Origin of the sequence: Vescimonas sanitatis (assembly GCF_049060325.1) — a bacterium.
Taxonomy (GTDB): domain Bacteria; phylum Bacillota; class Clostridia; order Oscillospirales; family Oscillospiraceae; genus Vescimonas; species Vescimonas sanitatis.
In genome coordinates this window covers 22,512-36,719 of sequence record NZ_JBMGPW010000009.1, presented here as the reverse complement: position 1 = coordinate 36,719, position 14,208 = coordinate 22,512, and the positions used below count along the sequence as shown (strand labels likewise).

17 protein-coding genes and 1 tRNA gene are annotated in these 14,208 nt (G+C 56.5%); 11 read left to right on the top strand and 7 right to left on the bottom strand.

All coding sequences use genetic code 11. The annotated features are described in order from the left end of the window. Nucleotides 1-42: 42 nt before the first annotated feature. A complete protein-coding gene (gene typA / locus ACOMDU_RS11250) occupies nucleotides 43-1,872 on the bottom strand; it encodes a translational GTPase TypA (protein ID WP_421130404.1) in 1,830 nt (609 codons plus the stop codon). A 239-nt stretch (nucleotides 1,873-2,111) separates the two neighbouring features. On the opposite strand from typA, the gene ACOMDU_RS11245 reads away from it, so the two are divergent. Beyond that, nucleotides 2,112-2,188, top strand: a tRNA-Arg gene (locus ACOMDU_RS11245). Between the two features lie 189 nt (nucleotides 2,189-2,377). Here ACOMDU_RS11245 and ACOMDU_RS11240 read toward each other — a convergent pair. Beyond that, nucleotides 2,378-2,719, bottom strand: a complete 342-nt coding sequence (locus tag ACOMDU_RS11240) for a site-specific integrase (protein WP_421130403.1) — start codon at nucleotides 2,717-2,719, stop codon at nucleotides 2,378-2,380. A 422-nt stretch (nucleotides 2,720-3,141) separates the two neighbouring features. After that, complete coding sequence (locus tag ACOMDU_RS11235) at nucleotides 3,142-3,810, bottom strand: Crp/Fnr family transcriptional regulator (protein ID WP_421130402.1); 669 nt, start codon at nucleotides 3,808-3,810, stop codon at nucleotides 3,142-3,144. Between the two features lie 98 nt (nucleotides 3,811-3,908). Here ACOMDU_RS11235 and ACOMDU_RS11230 point away from each other — a divergent pair, with 98 nt between their 5' ends. The 10 genes from ACOMDU_RS11230 (at nucleotide 3,909) to ACOMDU_RS11185 (ending at nucleotide 11,346) form a co-directional block, all read left to right on the top strand. Next, nucleotides 3,909-4,622, top strand: coding sequence for an ATP-binding protein (locus ACOMDU_RS11230; RefSeq protein ID WP_421130401.1), 714 nt, complete (start codon nucleotides 3,909-3,911; stop codon nucleotides 4,620-4,622). Nucleotides 4,623-4,652: 30 nt separating this feature from the next. After that, nucleotides 4,653-4,808, top strand: a complete 156-nt coding sequence (locus ACOMDU_RS11225; RefSeq protein ID WP_212818966.1) for a rubredoxin — start codon at nucleotides 4,653-4,655, stop codon at nucleotides 4,806-4,808. A gap of 367 nt (nucleotides 4,809-5,175) precedes the next feature. After that, the gene (locus ACOMDU_RS11220) at nucleotides 5,176-5,409 is read left to right on the top strand and encodes a hypothetical protein (protein WP_421130400.1); all 234 of its coding nucleotides are present in this window, start codon (nucleotides 5,176-5,178) and stop codon (nucleotides 5,407-5,409) included. 30 nt (nucleotides 5,410-5,439) lie between these two features. Next, complete coding sequence (gene msrB / locus ACOMDU_RS11215) at nucleotides 5,440-6,558, top strand: peptide-methionine (R)-S-oxide reductase MsrB (RefSeq protein WP_421130399.1); 1,119 nt, start codon at nucleotides 5,440-5,442, stop codon at nucleotides 6,556-6,558. A gap of 390 nt (nucleotides 6,559-6,948) precedes the next feature. After that, nucleotides 6,949-7,344 carry a Fur family transcriptional regulator gene (locus ACOMDU_RS11210; protein WP_421130398.1) on the top strand — a complete coding sequence of 132 codons (396 nt, stop codon included), beginning with the start codon at nucleotides 6,949-6,951 and terminating at the stop codon, nucleotides 7,342-7,344. A gap of 21 nt (nucleotides 7,345-7,365) precedes the next feature. Next, on the top strand, nucleotides 7,366-7,662 hold the full coding sequence (locus tag ACOMDU_RS11205; RefSeq protein ID WP_421130397.1) for a hypothetical protein: 297 nt from the start codon (nucleotides 7,366-7,368) through the stop codon (nucleotides 7,660-7,662). 125 nt (nucleotides 7,663-7,787) lie between these two features. Then, nucleotides 7,788-9,296: a metal ABC transporter solute-binding protein, Zn/Mn family gene (locus ACOMDU_RS11200; RefSeq protein WP_421130396.1), complete on the top strand. Its 1,509-nt coding sequence runs from the start codon at nucleotides 7,788-7,790 to the stop codon at nucleotides 9,294-9,296. A gap of 12 nt (nucleotides 9,297-9,308) precedes the next feature. After that, the gene (locus tag ACOMDU_RS11195) at nucleotides 9,309-10,022 is read left to right on the top strand and encodes a metal ABC transporter ATP-binding protein (protein WP_421130394.1); all 714 of its coding nucleotides are present in this window, start codon (nucleotides 9,309-9,311) and stop codon (nucleotides 10,020-10,022) included. Beyond that, complete coding sequence (locus ACOMDU_RS11190) at nucleotides 10,019-10,873, top strand: metal ABC transporter permease (RefSeq protein ID WP_421130392.1); 855 nt, start codon at nucleotides 10,019-10,021, stop codon at nucleotides 10,871-10,873. The genes ACOMDU_RS11195 and ACOMDU_RS11190 overlap by 4 nt, the downstream gene beginning before the upstream one ends. Then, on the top strand, nucleotides 10,870-11,346 hold the full coding sequence (locus ACOMDU_RS11185; RefSeq protein ID WP_421130391.1) for a hypothetical protein: 477 nt from the start codon (nucleotides 10,870-10,872) through the stop codon (nucleotides 11,344-11,346). Before ACOMDU_RS11190 ends, ACOMDU_RS11185 begins: the two co-directional genes overlap by 4 nt. 104 nt (nucleotides 11,347-11,450) lie before the next feature. On the opposite strand, the gene ACOMDU_RS11180 is transcribed toward ACOMDU_RS11185, so the two are convergent. The 4 genes from ACOMDU_RS11180 to ACOMDU_RS11165 all read right to left on the bottom strand — a co-directional run bounded on the left by ACOMDU_RS11180 (nucleotide 11,451) and on the right by ACOMDU_RS11165 (nucleotide 14,168). Beyond that, a complete protein-coding gene (locus ACOMDU_RS11180; protein ID WP_421130390.1) occupies nucleotides 11,451-11,885 on the bottom strand; it encodes a hypothetical protein in 435 nt (144 codons plus the stop codon). A gap of 136 nt (nucleotides 11,886-12,021) precedes the next feature. After that, nucleotides 12,022-12,876, bottom strand: a complete 855-nt coding sequence (locus ACOMDU_RS11175) for a helix-turn-helix domain-containing protein (RefSeq protein ID WP_421130389.1) — start codon at nucleotides 12,874-12,876, stop codon at nucleotides 12,022-12,024. 281 nt (nucleotides 12,877-13,157) lie between these two features. Continuing rightward, complete coding sequence (locus ACOMDU_RS11170; protein WP_421130482.1) at nucleotides 13,158-13,580, bottom strand: flavodoxin; 423 nt, start codon at nucleotides 13,578-13,580, stop codon at nucleotides 13,158-13,160. Between the two features lie 36 nt (nucleotides 13,581-13,616). After that, nucleotides 13,617-14,168 carry a DUF3793 family protein gene (locus ACOMDU_RS11165; protein ID WP_421130388.1) on the bottom strand — a complete coding sequence of 184 codons (552 nt, stop codon included), beginning with the start codon at nucleotides 14,166-14,168 and terminating at the stop codon, nucleotides 13,617-13,619. Nucleotides 14,169-14,208: the final 40 nt, after the last annotated feature.

The following is a 14,208-nucleotide window of genomic DNA, read 5'->3' as shown; positions in this document are numbered from 1 at the left end:
AACCAAAAGACCGGCTTTCGCCGGTCTTTTGGTTTACATAATTTAGTTTTTCTTCCCGTGCTGCGCCTTCATGCGCCGCTCGTGGTTCAGGATGGTCTTGCGGATGCGGAGGTTCTTGGGGGTGACCTCCAGCAGCTCGTCATCCGCCAGGAATTCCAGGCACTGCTCCAGGCTCATCTTCCGGGGCGGCACCAGACGCAGGGCGTCATCGCTGCCGGCGGCACGGGTGTTGGTCAGCTGCTTCTTCTTGCAGACGTTGACCACGATGTCCTCCTGCTTGGGGCTGATGCCCACTACCATGCCCTCGTACACGCCCACGTTGGGGCCGATGAACAGCACGCCGCGCTCCTGCGCGTTGAACAGACCGTAGGTGATGGACTCACCGGTCTCGCTGGCCACCAGAGAGCCGGTATTGCGGCGGGTCAGCTCACCCTTATAGGGGGCGTAGCTGTCAAACACGCTGGCCATAATGCCCTCGCCCCGGGTATCCGTCAGGAACTCGTTGCGGTAGCCGAACAGACCGCGGCTGGGCACCAGAAACTCTACCTTCATGCGGCTTCCGATGGGGGTCATTTCCTGCATATCCGCCTTGCGGGCGCCCAGCTTCTCGATGACCGCGCCCACACTCTCGGCGGGCACGTCCACCACCAGGCGCTCGATAGGCTCGCACTTTTTGCCGTCGATGGTCTGGTACAGTACACGGGGGGGCGACACCTGGAACTCGTAGCCCTCGCGGCGCATGGTCTCAATGAGGATGGACAGGCTCATCTCGCCGCGGCCCGCCACGTTGAAGGCGTCCATAACGCCCTCGATCTCGCTGACGCGGAGGGACACGTCCTTCAGCGTCTCGCGGAACAGGCGGTCACGCAGCTGGCGGCTGGTGACGAACTTGCCCTCCCGCCCGGCGAAGGGACTGTCGTTGACGGAGAAGGTCATCTCCACCGTGGGGGCGCTGATCTTCACAAAGGGCAGCGGCTCCACGCAGTCGGGTGCGCAGATGGTATCGCCGATGGTGATATCGCCGATGCCGCTGAGGGCGATGATGTTGCCCGCCGTCGCTTCGGTGATGGGCACCTTGCCCAGACCGGCGAACTCGTACATACTGACAGCCTTGGCCTTCTTGGCCGGGGCGTCGGGGTCGTGGTAGTTGCACACGGCGATCTCCTGGTTCTGCTTCAGCACGCCGCGCTCGATACGGCCGATGGCGATACGGCCCACGAACTCGTTATAGTCGATGGAGCTGACCAGCATCTGGAAGGGCTGGTCCAGGTCGGCCTCCGGCGCGGGGATGTAGTCCAGAATGGTATCGAACAGCGGCTTCAGGTCCGTGCCCACCACGTCGGGGGAATAGCTGGCGGTACCGTTGCGGGCGGAGCAGAACAGCATAGGGCTGTCCAACTGCTCGTCGGTGGCGTCCAGGTCCAGCAACAGCTCCAGCACCTCGTCGATGACCTCGTGGATACGCTGGTCGGGACGGTCGATCTTGTTGATAACCACAATAACACGATGGCCAAGCTCCAGCGCGCGGCTGAGCACGAAACGGGTCTGGGGCATAGGGCCCTCGGCGGCGTCCACCAGCAGGATGACGCCGTTGACCATCTTCAGGATACGCTCCACCTCGCCGCCGAAGTCGGCGTGGCCCGGGGTATCCACGATGTTGATCTTGGTGTCGCCGTACTGGATGGCGGTGTTCTTGGCCAGAATGGTGATGCCGCGCTCACGCTCCAGGTCGTTGGAGTCCATGACGCGCTCCACCGTCTCCTGGTTCTCGCGGTACACGCCGCCCTGCTTGAGCATCTGGTCCACCAGCGTGGTCTTGCCGTGGTCGACGTGGGCGATAATGGCCACGTTTCTCAGTTTTTCGTTCTGCAAAGGTAAAAACCCCTTTCTCTCGGGTAAATTCACTAACCTTTGTATTATATGCCTGCAAAGGACCGATTGCAAGCCCTTTCGTCAACTTTTTCGCCGCGCCGCCGTTGACAAATGCCGCCGCCTACGGTACAATACCAGTTGCACACGCCTCCGTAGCTCAGTTGGATAGAGCGACCGCCTCCTAAAAATCGAATCGTTCGAATCCTGGAGCCCTGTAAAATTGAATATTTGTTGTATAAGCCCCCGTAGCTCAGTTGGATAGAGCGGTCGCCTCCTAAGCGACAGGCCACTGGTTCGAACCCAGCCGGGGGTGCCAAAAATGACCGCTGTAAGCCGTTTTTCGATGGTTTACAGCGGTTTTTTGTTATCGTTTCTTCGGAGCATTCTTGCCGCTCCGCCGGAACGATTTTATACATTTTCCGCTGTATGCCTGCTAATTGGCTTCGAACTATTTTTCCGGCCTTGCTAATAAAAAACGCCGATTTGCTAATACGATTTTCCCGCCCTATTTTTCGGATGGGGCCGACACCAGCAATGCAGCCAGTGTGTTGGCCAGTTCCGGCGACTTGCGAAGCTGTTCCACCAGGGCCTCCAAATCCAATGTGGCGGGAGCCGATTCCTTTGGTTCTTCCGGGGGACGAACCGAACGCAGATCAGGATTGGCATAGAAGGCGCTCTCAAACTTCTGGGTGTTGATCTTCCGATCCTCGTCCAGAATGTGGGCATACACGCTGGTGATCATGTCGATCTGAGCGTGTCCAGTATCGCCCTGAGTGGCCTTCAGGTCGCCGTGGTTCAGCTTCAGCTTATAGGTGGTGCTGGAATGGCGGAGGGAGTGAAAGACCACTTTTGGCTGTCGTACATGGGCACGCCCCACCGCTTTTCGCCGTAGAGGGAAACAAAGTCGGACAGGAACTCCGCAATATCGACTGGTCAAAGCCGGCACACTGGCGGCCATAACCGTGTTCAGAACTGTGCATACCAGCAGTCCCGGAAGTAGGGTAGAAACGCCGGTTTTTCTCTTTCTAATCAGCCAGAATCCAGACCAAAGTAATGTAATGGCCGGAAATAGAATGTTTCCCCAGAACATGAGTTTGGCAGGGATAGCAAAACGGCCATCATAGTAGAATACTATTATTTGCCTAATTAAGTCAAATTTTTTCGTTGAAAGGTCAACAAATCTCAAAAAGCCGGTTCGCAGCACACTTATAGCGCACACGCCGACAAAAGCGAACCATCCTACCACGCCGCACGCTTCCCTGTTTTTCTTCACCGCTGCCCCAGTTGTTCCGTCACGGCAAAGTGGTTTTTCTCATACCGGATCAGCCCGTCCCGCTGCATGAGGGACAGCTCATTGCTCAGCGCGCTGCGCTCCACGTTCAGGTAGTCCGCCAGCTGCTGGCGGTTGTAGGGTATGTCGAATTCATAGCTGCCGGTGCGCTTGATGCACTCCGAGAAATAGGACAGCAGCCGCTTGCGGATGGACTTGGGCGAGGTGTGCAGCACCCGGCGTGAGAGCTGCAAATTCTTCCCGGCGGAGAGGGTCAGCAGGTTCCGCAGCAGCCGGAAATGGCGGGGACACACCTTGGCGCAGGGCTCCAGCACCTGCCCGATGTGCAATAGCAGCACCTCCGTGTCCTCGGCGGCGGTGACGTTGACCATCAGCGGCTCACCCGGCGCGCAGGCATACGCCTCCGCAAAGATGCCGCCCGCGCCCACGCTGCTGAGGACGCTGTTGTTGCCCCACACATCCCCCATCTCGATGATGACACGGCCGGACAGCACCACACCCAGCTGCTCCGTAGGCGTCCCCTCCGGCAGGATGACCGCGCCCTTTTTATAGGTGCGCTCTGCGGCGCGCAGGCAGCATAGTATTTCCTCGATGTCCGGCGGTGTCATGCCGCGAAAAAGCGGGGTGTTCCCCAAATTGATCCGCATATTTTTCTCCTTTTCGTTGGCGTGCCAACAGACTTTCATAAATTATGATAGTAAAATGAAGCCACAAAGTCAAGAAGAACCGCAAGGAGGACAAAAATATGGTACGGAGAATCATTGAGATCGACAGGGACAAGTGCAACGGCTGCGGCGCCTGCGCCGAGGCCTGCCACGAGGGTGCCATCGCCATGGTGGACGGCAAGGCGCAGCTGATGCGGGACGACTACTGCGACGGGCTGGGAGACTGCCTGCCCACCTGTCCCACCGGGGCCATCACCTTTGTGGAGCGGGAGGCCGCCGCCTACGATGAAAAAGCCGTCATGGAGAACAAGCAGCGGAAAATGCGGGAGCAGGGCATGACGCTACCCTGCGGCTGCCCCGGCAGCCAGTCCCGGAACATTCAGCGCGAGACCGCGCCCGCCGCGGAAGCCCCCCGCGCTGAGCAGACGAGCCGTCTGTCCCAGTGGCCGGTGCAGATCAAGCTGGTGCCGGTGAACGCGCCGTATTTTGACGGAGCGCGGCTGCTGATCGCCGCCGACTGCACCGCCTACGCCTACGCCGCCTTCCACGAGCGGTTCATCAAGGGCCACATCACGCTGGTGGGCTGTCCCAAGCTGGACAGCGTGGACTATGCCGAAAAGCTGACGGAGATCATCCGCAGCAACGACATCAAGAGCGCCACCGTCGTCCGCATGGAGGTGCCCTGCTGCGGCGGGCTGGAGCTGGCGGCGAAAAAGGCACTCCAGCAGAGCGGGAAGTTCATCCCGTGGCAGGTGGTCACCGTCACGGTGGACGGTCGGCTGGTGGAGGAGTAAAACACAGGAGAACACAAAAGGAGAAATATTATGAAATACGTTTGCACCGTTTGCGGTTGGGAGTACGACGAGAGCGCAGGGTACCCGGAGGGCGGCATCGCGCCGGGAACGCCATGGAGCGAGGTGCCGGAGGATTTTGAATGCCCCCTGTGCGGCGTGGGTAAGGACAGCTTTGAGGAGGCGTGAACTTTCTGAAGGGCAGGAGCCAAGCGACAAGCGATAAAGCCCGAAAACGGCTGCGCGGCTGCGGGGAGAACGCTCTCCGCAGCCGCGCAGCTTTTAGGCTTGGTTCTTTTTCGCAGAGACTTTCTTCTTGCTGCCCCTGCCTTTTGCCATAATCGCTTTATTTTCAGCGAATATAAGATATATTCCCATTAAATCCCCGTTCTTAACAAAGATTTTAACCCATTCGCTTTATTATGGTAATAGAATGCAGCGTGTCTGTCCCACCAGCGCCGCCCTCTTCCGCTGCGGCCGTGGAGACAGTAAAAATAAACAGTCCTTGCGGCAGAAACGCCGCAGAAGAACGACGACAAAGATCAAGGAGGCTATTATGAAGAAAAAGAACTGTAAGCTGACGGGCATTCTGCGCGTCATTGCCCTGCCCCTGGTGGGCAGTGCCGGAGGGTTTCTGTACTACCGCTATGTGGGCTGCGCCACCGGCACCTGCGCCGTTACATCCAGCCCGTGGCTCTCCACCGGCTTCGGCTGCGTCCTTGGGTCGCTGCTGTATACCGTCCTGCGGCCCGGCCGCGGCAGGAGGCAGGACGGCGACAGGGCGGAGTGACCCTTGCTCCCCCTGAAAGGAGGAAACGCCATGTATCGAAGCATATTGGTCCTTCTTTTCGCCTCGGTACTGCTGCTCAGCGGCTGTGCCGCAGAACGGCAGCATATACCGCGGGAAAAGGACACGCAGGAAGCGGAGAAAACCGGACAGTCCTCGGATATGTCCGGCGAGGAGGGTATGTATATGGACACCACGGAAAATGTCATCTATCTGGCAGGCGGCTGCTTCTGGGGCATGGAGCAGCTCATGCAATCCATCCCCGGCGTCATCGACGCCCAGAGCGGCTACGCCAACGGCACCTGCGAGGCGGATGCCACCTACCAGACCGTCTGCAAGGGCGACACCGGCTTTCGGGAGACCGTTCGGGTGGAGTATGACCCCGAGCAGGTAAGCCTGGATGCCCTGCTGCTGGCTTACTTCTATGTGATCGACCCCACGGTGCAGAACCGGCAGGGCAACGACCGGGGCAGCCAGTACCAGACCGGCGTGTACTACACCAACGAAAGCGCAAGAGAAACAGTGAAGCGCATCGCGGACATCGAGCGGGGCCGCAGCGAGAAATTCTTTGTGGAGATCGGTCCGCTGAAGAATTACTATCCCGCCGAGGAATATCACCAGAACTACCTGGAAAAGACCCCCAACGGCTACTGCCACATCCCCCGGGCGGAGATGGAGCTGTTCTCCATGCTTCGCATCGATCCGGGCGACTACCGGAAGCCCGCGGCGGAGACCATCCGGGACACGCTGACGGCGGAGCAGTACCGCGTCACGCAGGAGAGCGGCACGGAGCGCGCCTTTACGGGCGAGCTCTGGGACAAGTTCGAAAAGGGCATCTATGTGGACATCGTCACCGGCGAGCCGCTGTTCTCCTCTACGGATAAGTTTGAAAGCGGCTGCGGCTGGCCTGCCTTTACAAAGCCCATCGAGAGTCCTGCTGTGGTGGAACGGGAAGACTTGAGCCACGGCATGCGCCGCACAGAGGTGCGCAGCCGCGCCGGCGACTCCCATCTGGGTCATGTGTTCACCGGCGATCCGGAGTCTCCCAACGGTGTGCGCTACTGCATCAACAGCGCCGCCCTCCGCTTCGTGCCTTACGCGAGGATGGAGGCCGAGGGCTACGGATACCTTCTGAATTTGTTTGAGGGATAGGCCGGGCACGGATATGTTGACGCAGCAGAAAAGAAAGCCCCCGCTCGACTGAGCATGCCACACAAGCCAGCTGACCCTCCGTATGCTTCAGTACATACGGAGGGTCAGCTGCTGTTCGTAATGAAATCCTGTTGCTCTGAAGGAGCTTTTTCGGTTTGATAAGCGGGAAATCTTTTTGCTTTTTTCTATCGCTTTTTCACCTGGCATTTGCCGCTGCCTTTTCGCCGCCGAAAACAGAGCGCGGATCATTCAGCTCTGCCGCAGCCCATTTCAGCGGAGCAGACACTATCCGCGCTGACGGTTAATTTGCGACGAATTTGCATATTGACATCGGGGCGACATCATGTTATGCTGAATTGCAAATGAATTGCAAATTGGAGGCGTGGTGACTTGTCCAGTTACAGCACGCGGCAGAGGAAGGCTCTGCTTGCCTATTTGAGCCGGCACCCGGATGAGCTGCTGTCCGCACGGCAAATTGCGGACGCGCTGTCGGATGAAAAGATCAGCCTCAGCGCCGTATACCGGAACCTTGCACAGTTAGAGGCGGAAGAAAAAGTGCGGCGCAGCAGCAAGAGCGGCACGCGGGAGGTCTACTTTCAGTACCTTGACGCCGAGAGCTGCAAGGGTGCGCTGCACATGAGCTGTGTAAAATGCGGCAGGACCTTTCACATGGCAAGCGGCAACGCCGCCCTGTTTGCAAAGCACCTGGCGCAGAGCGAGCAATTCACGCTGGACGCCGCCGACACGGTTCTCTATGGCACCTGCGCGGATTGCAGGGAAGAATAATATTTGGAAGGAGGACAGGCTATGACAAAGAAATCTCGTTTGATCACAGGCTTGCTGGCAGCCGTGCTGGCGGCTGTCATGCTGTCCTCTGCTATCTACATTACGGTCGAAGCCAACCACAACTGCTCCGGCGAGGACTGCGCCATCTGCCACCAGCTGCAGATCTGTGAAAATCTGCTCAAGAGCATTGGACTTGCCGGTGCTGCCGCGGTTTTCGCCGCGGCGGTCAGGTATGCCCCGTGCAGAGTCATTCCCTCCTGCGCGGAGCTTGTCCGCACGTTTACTTTGGTTTCGCTCAAGGTCAAGCTTTCAGATTAAATAAGAACTATTTACAAGGGTGTAGTCTATCCGTTTTCGGATAGGCTTTCGCGGCGTTGCCGTTACCCTTGTATTTTTGCGCCCATTTTTACGTTCTTATCATAATCTGGAGGTACATATAGCCTATGAAAAAGATAACTGCGCTGCTGCTTGCGCTAATGCTGCTGGCCGGCATCCTTGCCGGCTGCGGAAAGCCGAAGGATACCGGAAAAGCCGGCAAATTGAAGGTCGTCACGACCATCTTCCCCGAATACGATTGGGTCAGGGCGATCCTTGGCGACAAGGCGGATAACGCCGAGGTCACCATGCTGCTGGATAACGGCGTTGACCTGCACAGCTATCAGCCCACCGCCGATGATATTGTCAAGATCTCCGATTGCGACCTCTTCGTCTATGTGGGCGGCGAGTCCGACGGCTGGGTGGAAAATGCTCTGAAAAACGCCGCCAACAAGAATATGAAGGTCATCAATCTGCTGGAGGTACTGGGTGATTCCGTGAAAACGGAGGAGACCGTTGAGGGTATGCAGGAGGACGACCACGGTCACGGTCACAGCCACGATGAACAGCTCACGGAGAATGACATCGAGGATCGCACCCTCTCGGATTTCGCCGGTGCGTGGAAGTCCCTGCACCCCTATCTGCTGAACGGCGACCTGGACAAATTCTGCCAACACAGGGCGGAGGAGGACGAGGACAGCTCGACCACAAAGGATACCTACTTGGAGAAGTACAAAACCTCGTGGCAATGCGACGCCGAGAAGATCTCTATCAACGGGAACACGATCACCTTCACTTATGGAGACGGAAAAACCGTTTCCGCTGAATACACCTATGCCGGTTATCAGCCGAAGCTGAATGACGAGGGTAAGATCCGCAGCGTCCGCTATCAGTTCGAAACCACCAGTGCCGATGCGCCCAAATATGTGCAGTTCAACGACCACGGCCACGAGCCGGGCCAGGCGGAGCATTTCCATATCTACTTCGGCAACGACGGCTTCGATGCCTTGATGAACGCCAAGACCAATCCGTTTTTTGTGAAGGATGCGCTTTCCGTAGAGGACATCCTTGACGAGCTGATGGGGCATGACCATGGGGAGGAAATGGACGAGCACGTCTGGCTGTCCCTGAAGAACGCCCAAGCACTCTGCGTGACGATCGCGGATGCACTGTGTGCCATCGACCCGGACAACAAGAATACCTATATAGCCAACGCCGCGGCGTATAGGGACAAGCTGGCCGCCCTTGACGCAGACTATAAGGCGGCCGTGGACGGTGCGACCCATAAGACCGTTTTGTTTGGCGACCGTTTCCCGTTCCGTTATCTGGTGGACGATTACGGTCTGCGCTACTACGCCGCCTTTGCGGGCTGCTCCGCCGAGACCGAGGCCAGCTTTGAAACCGTTTCGTTCCTTGCTAAGAAGGTGGATGAGCTGGGACTTCCCTGCGTGCTGACCATCGAGGGCGCACAGCACAGGATCGCGGAAACCATCGTTCAGAACACCGCTGGGAAGAATCAGAAGGTGCTGACCATGGATTCCATGCAGTCCACCACCTCCAAGGACGTGGCAAACGGCACCACCTACCTTTCCGTTATGGAGAAGAATCTCTCCGTGCTGAAGGAAGCGTTGGGGTAAGGAGGTAGGTTTATGGCTCAGCTCACTTGTCAAAATCTCTGTGCCGGCTACGATGGACGACCCGTTCTCCAAGACCTCACCTTTGAGCTCCTGGCAGGCGACTATCTCTGCATCGTAGGGGAAAACGGCTCCGGCAAAAGTACCCTTATGAAAACGATCCTCGGCTTGCAGGCCCCCATCAGCGGCAGAATTTTGACGGGCGATGGGCTGAGGAAAAACGAGATCGGCTATCTGCCGCAGCAGACAGTGGTACAAAAGGACTTCCCGGCATCCGTGAGAGAGATCGTTCTCTCCGGGTGCCAGGGACGCTGCGGCAGCCGTCCTTTCTATAACAAAGGAGAAAAGAAACTTGCGGTGGACGCCATGGAGAAAATGCAGATTACACAGCTCACAAGGCGGTGCTATCGGGAGCTGTCCGGCGGACAGCAGCAGCGGGTGCTGCTTGCCCGCGCACTGTGCGCCACACAAAAAATGCTGCTTCTGGATGAGCCTGTTTCGGGACTTGACCCCAAGGTGACGGCGGAAATGTATACGCTCATCGAAAAGCTCAACCGTGAGGACGGCATCACCGTGATCATGATTTCTCACGATGTGGCCGCCGCCGTCCGATACGCCAGCCATATTCTGCATATTGGCGACACCGTTTTCTTTGGGACAAGGGCGGACTATCTCCAAAGCCCGCAAGGGCGGCTGTTTGACGCGCAGAAGGGTGGTGACAGCCAATGACCGCTATCTTGGAAAAGCTGGCTCTCTATTGGGCATATCCCTTTGTCCGCTATGCCCTCATTGTCGGTGTGCTGATCGCGCTTTGCTCCTCCCTGCTGGGCGTGACGCTGGTGCTGAAACGGTTTTCCTTCATCGGTGACGGTCTGTCCCATGTGGCGTTCGGCGCAATGGCGATTGCCGCCGTGCTGCAGATCACCAACAAAATGCCCCTTGTAATGGTCATTACCATCCTCAGCGCCGTGCTGCTCCTGCGCACCGGGCAGAACACGAAAATCAAGGGCGACGCCGCTATCGCCATGATCTCGGTGGGAGCACTTGCTATTGGGTATCTTCTGATGAATATTTTTTCCACCTCGTCCAATCTTTCGGGCGATGTGTGCAGCACGCTGTTCGGCTCCACCTCCATCCTGACGCTGTCCCCCGTAGAGGTATGGCTGTGCGTGGGGATGTCGGTGCTGGTCGTGGCGGTGTTCATCCTGTTTTACAACAAGATCTTCGCCGTGACCTTTGACGAGAGCTTTGCAAGGGCGGCCGGCACGAGGGCGGGGCTTTACAACCTGCTGATCGCCGTCGTCGTTGCGGTCATCATTGTGCTGGCGATGAACCTTGTGGGTTCCCTGCTGATCTCCGCACTGGTGATCTTCCCGGCACTGTCCGCCATGCGGATGTTCAAGAGCTTTCGCAGCGTGACCGTCTGCGCGGCAGTCCTTTCGGTTTTCTGTGCGCTGCTCGGTATTCTGGCGTCCATTCTCGCCGGTACGCCGGTAGGCTCCACCATCGTCGCCGTTCAGATCGGCGCTTTCGGTCTGTCGTGGCTGGCAGGCACGGTATTGGGAGGTGTTCGCAGATGAAAAAACTATTTTGCTTTCTGTTGGCAGCCCTGCTGCTCTGCACTCTCGCTGCCTGCGGCCATGAGAATACCGCACAGAAGCCCGCTGCGGGGGATGCGGAAGGCACCGCCGCGGTCGACGTAGACCTGACTGTGCTCAGCGGCATCATGGTCTATTCTGAGGTCAACAGCATCATATCCTTTCCGGATAACTACATCGGAAAAACCGTCAAAATGCAGGGGCAGTTCACCATATACCAGGCCACCGACGAAAACGGTGCTTTTATCCCGGGCAAAATGTTCTTCGCCTGCATGATCGCCGATGCCACCGCCTGCTGCGCACAAGGGCTGGAGTTTGCCCTCGCCGGAGAGCCCGTCTATCCCGATGAGTATCCGGAGCTGGGGGCGGAGATCACCGTGGTGGGTACGTTTGAATGGTACGAGGAGGACGGCTGCCGGTACTACCGGCTGGGTAACGCATCGTTTGTGAACTGAGGCAGCGTGGGCTGCATCAACCGGAAATTCCGTGCCGCGTTTCGATCACGATATAAGCAGCAGTCCCCCGGACAATGAAACGTCCGGGGGACTGCTGCTTATCGTTAGATGTCCATTGTCAAGAGGTATGCGGCACCCGTTGCCCCATCGTATACGCACAGGGAAACATTTGTGTATGCGCTTGTCCCCGGGTTTCGATCTACCATTTTCCAGTAGCCGTCCGCGATTGAGGGCAGCTCCGCATAGGCGGAAAGGCTCTCCAAAAAGCACTCAGCCTCTTCGGAGAAGGGAAAGCGTTCCCATTGTAGGAACGCCTGACGCACGTCCTCCCCAATGGTCAGCTTATATAGTGCTATTCCCTCATAAGGAAACCCTTCGTAGTTATTGAAGAGTTCCTCAAGCACACAGTCTTTCTTTTCAATATGCAAGCCAAAATCCCGCATAAGCTGCGCCTTGGGATCACCAAGGCGATTTGACCCGCACGACACCAGAAGCATTCCGATACACACGAGAGCCATAACGCATATTAGCTTTTTCATGATTTGCTCCTTGTGTATCACTCCTTAATTGGAGGGTATAAGAATCGCTGCGGGCCCATATACGGCCTGTTGCGGTCTGTCTGCACCTCACCTGTAGAAGTCATAAATACCGCTTGTGTCGTTCACCAAGCACGAACTATTCCTTTCGATTGGCTACAGCTTGCAGGCAGATCGACAAGAGGATTGCACAAGAAACCGCATAACTTGCAACCGTCATTCCAACCGTTCCGAACAGGAATAGCGGAACAATCGAAAACAGTAATGAGATAATGCTGCAAACAAAAATAGTTTTTCTGATGCTGGCAGCTCTATCAAACCTGAACAAGGCGATTGCACCCAGCAAGATAATCAAAATTGTCAGGATTCCTGTCAACAGCGGCGTGAAATTCGCATACCCTACGGGGAGCAGACTGAAATATGAATACACTTCAATAGTTTGTTTGGTTGGACTTGTCGCGAACACCATGACCACACCAATCGGCAGTACCTCTAACACTAACGCGATACCTTGTAACGCAAGAGCCGCCAAATAATACACTCTATCCGTTGCTTTCATCGAATACCCCCGCTTTCGTGTGTAGATGTAAAGAATTGCTATTGCAACAATGATAAGACCCAGTGTCCAGATATAACTTTTACTTGCTAAAAATAGCGGTGAAATTATGAAAGCGATGCCAATAATGAAAATGGTTACACTTATTACACTTGCAAGCATACGCTTTGAATAATTCAGCGCCTCCAAAATAATATTGTCAGCCCGCTCTTTCATATCTACCTCCTCTATCTTTTTTCCAGACAGCAATTCAGTGACGGAAACGCCTAAAACATCTCCAAGGGGTTTTAACAACGAAGTGTCAGGAAGTCCTTTTCCTGTTTCCCATCGTGAAATTGCTTTATCTGTTACCATAAGATTTTCGGCCAATTCCTTTTGTGTAAAGCCCTTTTGTTTTCTGAGTTCGGCAATAAAGCGGCCTGTTGTGTTCTTATCCACATGCTCACCTCCTGCTGAAAACATTTTAACAAATCACCACTTAGAATTGAAGCCTATGAATCGTAGAGTTGGCACTTTTTCAGTCTTCAAAGGGGATATTCTTATAAACATTATACCTTAAAGAAGCAAATCCTTCTATCGCCATCTATTACAGCTAAATAACTGCCGCCCATCATAGCGGCACACGAAGCAGCAAGTCTTGAAAAGGATTGGCTGCTTTTGAATTACATCTACGTGGCATATCCGCCGCTGAAGCAACCGTCAGCGGCGGGCATCATTTCTCACTCCGCCAATGCCTTGCCCAAGGCGCGGCAGGCTTCAAGTGCCGCGTCATCGGGCGTCTCCATGCAGATCACGCTCTCGCAAACGAGATTCACCCCTGCGTTGTCGCAGTCACTCTCCCAGGTGCGCATCCACTCGCCGTCGCCCCAGCCGTAGGAGCCGAACAGTGCCACGCGTTTGCCGCCGAGGCTGCGCTTGCACGCATCGAACATGGGCTGGAACTCCATTTCCTCCAGCACCTCGCTGCCCATGGCGGGGCAGCCGAAGGCGATGGCGCCGTAGGTGTTCAGATTGCCGGGCTGTACCTCGGCGGGTGTGAACAGAACAGCCTCCGCGCCCGCGGCGGTCATGCCCTCGGCAACAGCCCGCGCCATGGCCTCCGTATTGCCTGTGCCGCTCCAATAAACAACAGCAGTTTTGATTTTCGTAAATTCCTTTCTTTTGATGATTTTATATGATCAAACTGCAACGGCAAGCTGCTCAAGCTTCAAGCCGCTTTGCCAGAGCGCGCAGTAGATCTCCGTGCATTTTTTGTATTTCTCGAATAGCGAGCGTGCTTTTTCCTCGTCGCCATAGACCTTCCAAAGCCCCGCGCATTTGAAGCCGCCCGCACGGTGGTTGATGAAACCCTTCACGTCCTCCGGCGGATAGCTGAGAAACAGCCCCACCTCATGGGGGAACTCTTTGCCCTCACGGAAGCGGCAGGCAAGCCGCGCCACACAGCGCGCACAGCTCTCATCGCCATAACCCGCCTGCCGCAGCAGCTTGGATGCCTGCGCGTCCCGCAGATCCCGCCGCAGTCCAGCGGGGCGATAGAGGTAAAGAAGTGCCTGCCCCGGCAGAAAGCAGAGCGGCAGCAGGCAAAGCCCCTTGGGCGACAGCCGCCGATTCAGCCGCCGGATATCCGTCATCAGTGCCTCGTGATCCTCGCAGGGGAAGGGAAACAAGCTCCCCGTCTTGATTCCCGCCAGTGTCGGCGCACCTTGACGGATCAGTATTTCTTCAGACATTCGCTCTCAACTCCTGCGGTAGTCTTGTGCATCAATATCG

Bases quoted from the DNA above. Each gene is read 5' to 3' on its own strand.
- ACOMDU_RS11165 (WP_421130388.1), bottom strand. From the start codon at position 14,168: ATGTCTGAAGAAATACTGATCCGTCAAGGTGCGCCGACACTGGCGGGA.
- msrB (WP_421130399.1), top strand. From the start codon at position 5,440: ATGTATCGAAGCATATTGGTCCTTCTTTTCGCCTCGGTACTGCTGCTC.
- ACOMDU_RS11205 (WP_421130397.1), top strand. From the start codon at position 7,366: ATGACAAAGAAATCTCGTTTGATCACAGGCTTGCTGGCAGCCGTGCTG.
- ACOMDU_RS11185 (WP_421130391.1), top strand. From the start codon at position 10,870: ATGAAAAAACTATTTTGCTTTCTGTTGGCAGCCCTGCTGCTCTGCACT.
- ACOMDU_RS11225 (WP_212818966.1), top strand. From the start codon at position 4,653: ATGAAATACGTTTGCACCGTTTGCGGTTGGGAGTACGACGAGAGCGCA.
- ACOMDU_RS11190 (WP_421130392.1), top strand. From the start codon at position 10,019: ATGACCGCTATCTTGGAAAAGCTGGCTCTCTATTGGGCATATCCCTTT.
- ACOMDU_RS11195 (WP_421130394.1), top strand. From the start codon at position 9,309: ATGGCTCAGCTCACTTGTCAAAATCTCTGTGCCGGCTACGATGGACGA.
- ACOMDU_RS11200 (WP_421130396.1), top strand. From the start codon at position 7,788: ATGAAAAAGATAACTGCGCTGCTGCTTGCGCTAATGCTGCTGGCCGGC.
- ACOMDU_RS11230 (WP_421130401.1), top strand. From the start codon at position 3,909: ATGGTACGGAGAATCATTGAGATCGACAGGGACAAGTGCAACGGCTGC.
- ACOMDU_RS11235 (WP_421130402.1), bottom strand. From the start codon at position 3,810: ATGCGGATCAATTTGGGGAACACCCCGCTTTTTCGCGGCATGACACCG.
- ACOMDU_RS11220 (WP_421130400.1), top strand. From the start codon at position 5,176: ATGAAGAAAAAGAACTGTAAGCTGACGGGCATTCTGCGCGTCATTGCC.
- ACOMDU_RS11180 (WP_421130390.1), bottom strand. From the start codon at position 11,885: ATGAAAAAGCTAATATGCGTTATGGCTCTCGTGTGTATCGGAATGCTT.